The 2975-nt window shown below is 61.7% G+C and carries 3 protein-coding genes; 1 reads left to right on the top strand and 2 read right to left on the bottom strand.

The window, feature by feature from the left end; genetic code table 11:
• Positions 1–205: 205 nt before the first annotated feature.
• The gene (locus ACI94_RS00405) at positions 206–808 is read right to left on the bottom strand and encodes a CDP-alcohol phosphatidyltransferase family protein (RefSeq protein WP_066958121.1); all 603 of its coding nucleotides are present in this window, start codon (positions 806–808) and stop codon (positions 206–208) included.
• A 140-nt stretch (positions 809–948) separates the two neighbouring features.
• Here ACI94_RS00405 and ACI94_RS00400 point away from each other — a divergent pair, with 140 nt between their 5' ends.
• Positions 949–2331 carry an ATP-binding protein gene (locus ACI94_RS00400; RefSeq protein ID WP_273259022.1) on the top strand — a complete coding sequence of 461 codons (1383 nt, stop codon included), beginning with the start codon at positions 949–951 and terminating at the stop codon, positions 2329–2331.
• A gap of 53 nt (positions 2332–2384) precedes the next feature.
• Here the strand turns inward: ACI94_RS00400 and ACI94_RS11095 are convergent.
• Positions 2385–2975: methyltransferase domain-containing protein (locus ACI94_RS11095; protein WP_286680955.1), on the bottom strand; the 591-nt coding region annotated here is incomplete at its 5' end.

The following is a 2975-nucleotide window of genomic DNA, read 5'->3' as shown; positions in this document are numbered from 1 at the left end:
CGTGCCCGTCAAGAACCTGGTGACGATCCTGCTTGAGGGGTATAAGAAGAAGGACGCGGAGCAGGAGAGTTCTTCATAACCGCCAATTACTCTTTTTAAAACGTTCCATACAACCCCCGGCTGCCCCCGATGCACACAGGGGCGACAATATCTCTCCCAGGATGTGTACTCCGGAGATACCGGACCGCTGGTCGGTACAACAGAATCACCGCGCCCCAGGGGGCCGTGAGGAGAGGCGCGTAGCCCCCCGGACGTAGAGGAGCCTATGCACCGCGGTGGCGTTCGTTGCGACCGCAAGGACGACGAGCGCCGGGAGAATGAACCCCGTCACCAGCCCGATGATGATGACCGCGATCCGCTCCGGCCTGGCGAAGAGCCCGGCCCGGCACTCGACCCCGAGCCCTTCGGCCCGGGCCCGGGCGTAACTGACCATCAGCGAGCCTATCGCGGCGAAGAACGCGGTCTCGGCGCCCCAGGGCGTCCCGGCCCCCGCGTAATATATGACGAGCCCCCCATAGATCGCGGCCTCCGCGTACCGGTCCAGGAACGAGTCGAAGAACGCGCCGTAAGTCGAGGCTGCCCCGGTTGCCCGGGCGAGCGCCCCGTCGAGGGCATCGAAGATGCAGGATGCGGCGACGACGAGTCCGGCAAGGAAGAACCATCCTAAAGCGCAGAGGGCTCCTGCGGCCGCCATCCCGAGAAATCCAAGCAGCGTGAGGGTGTTCGGGGTCGCCCCCGTCCGGGCGATGAGGGTTGCAACTCGCGTGAGCGCCCCGCTCACCCGTCCCCGGAGGTGCTCCTCGATCATCGGCCCGTCACCCCGAAGGGTGCACCCGCGACCGTCCCCGACCGTACCATGGCAGGAGATCGTTCCTCCCGGGAGATAAGGGTGGCGCTCCCGGCGGCACCATAATGATTATATTTATAATAATTATATCCATAATCACTATGAGGTTCTACGGCAGGGAGCGCGAACTCCAGTTAATGGAGCACCTCTACGCCCGGACTCCCTCCTTTCTCGTCGTCACCGGCAGACGAAGGGTCGGCAAGACCGAGCTCGTCAAGGAGTTTTGCAAGGGAAAAACGGCCCTCTACTTCTACGTCGATGGAAACAAGAGTATCGAAGTTCTCATAGAGGAGTTTGGAAGGCTGACGGCAGAGACACTCAACCTTCCCGGCTACATCAAGATCGACTCACCTGAGACATTCCTTGAGTTCCTCTTCTCCTACAACCAGCCCCTGATCGTCGTCTTCGACGAATTCCAGCGGTTCCAAAAAGTCCACCCCTCGTTCATATCCCAGATGCAACGGTTCTGGGATCAAAAGGGGCGGGACTCGCACCTCTTCGTCATCGTCTCCGGCTCGTCGATCGGCATGATTCGGGAGATCTTCCTTGGAGGAGACGCACCCCTCTTTCGGCGCGCCGACAACATCCTGACGCTTCACCCGTTCAAACCCAAAGAATGCCTCGCCATCCTCGAGGAGATAGGGGTGCGGGATCCGGCAGAGCGGCTCGACCTCTACCTCCTCTTCGGCGGGACGATCTACTACTACACGTTCATCGAGAAGTACGAGTGCACCGACCTCGAGACCGCCCTCGACCGGCTTGTCCTCGACGACCTCGCTCCGCTCCGCCGGGAGATGAGCGATGTCATGATTGAAGAGTTCGGGCGGGAGCACGCGACCTACTACGAGATCCTCGCCGCCATCGCCCAAGGAAAGGAGACCCAGAAGGAGATCGCCGACGTTGTCCGCCTTCCCTCGACCTCGCTCCCCCCATACCTGCGTGACCTTGTCGACCTCCTCGGGGTCATCGATTACCGCCTTCCGGTCACCGAAAGAGGGAAGCGTTCGAAGATGGGCAGATACACCTTTGCGGACAACTTCTTGCGGTTTTACGCCCGTTACATATACCGGAATATGAGCCTTTACGAGAGCGGCCGTTTCGACCTCTTAAAAGACCGGATCCTCCGGGAGTGGAAGGAGTTCTCCGGCCAGGCCTTCGAGGAGATGATCCGAACCCTCCTCGCCCGTGACCTCGCGGAGCGATACGAGGAGATCGGCTCCTGGTGGAACCGACGGGGGGACGAGATCGACCTCCTCGCCCTCAGCCCGGAAGGAAGCCTCGCCGTTGAGATCAAGAACCGCAACCTCTCCCTCGCCGAGGCGCGCGGCATCCTCGCCGCCCTGGAGGAGAAGTTGCCGCTTATAAAGGGCCTCACAATACCCGCGGCCACCGGTATCGCCGCCCGCACCGTCGAGGGGAAAGATGTGCTCAGGGTCGGAGGGTTCTACGTTATGGATCTCGACGACCTCGGGATCGGGAAGTAGGTTCAAAAAGGGGGGAGCGCAAACTCCCCGGACTGCAAAAATAGAAAGAGTGTCTAACACGTTCCGCCGCAGGTGCAGCCCCCCGGCTTTCGGGCGGCGACCTTTATGCTCAGAATGCTCTCACGAAGCGACGCTCTCTCGGACTCACTGAGGGCGGCACCCTCGAGGGCCCTGACAAGATCCGGTTCGCTCACGATATGCTCGAGCGGGAAGACCGCCTCCCCCTGGACCGTGACCTCCGTAAAGCCCGTAGCAGCGATACCGCCGAGGTACTCCTCCCTCACCAGGGCTCCCGCGACGCAGCTGTTGTAGAGGAGCGCCGATCCGGCGAGGGCTGCCGGAAGCGGCGCCGCAAGAACGATATCGGAGACCATGAGCCGCCCTCCCGGACGGAGGACTCGGAACGCCTCCCGGAAGACCTGCGGTTTGTCCGGGGAGAGGTTGATGACACAGTTTGATATGACCACGTCGACCGAGTTGTCCGCCACCGGGAGGTGCTCGATCTCCCCGAGCCGGAACTCCACGTTTGTGCGGCCGCACCTCTTCGCGTTCTCCCGTGCCCGATCAAGCATATCGGGCGTCATATCGACACCGATGACATGACCGGTCGGGCCGACCCGCTCCGCAGCAAGGAAACAGTCGAA

Source organism: Methanoculleus sp. DTU007 (genome assembly GCF_001512385.1).
Lineage (GTDB): Archaea > Halobacteriota > Methanomicrobia > Methanomicrobiales > Methanoculleaceae > Methanoculleus > Methanoculleus thermophilus.
Note: the sequence above shows the minus strand (reverse complement) of the source record. Positions and strands in the feature narration are given on the sequence as shown.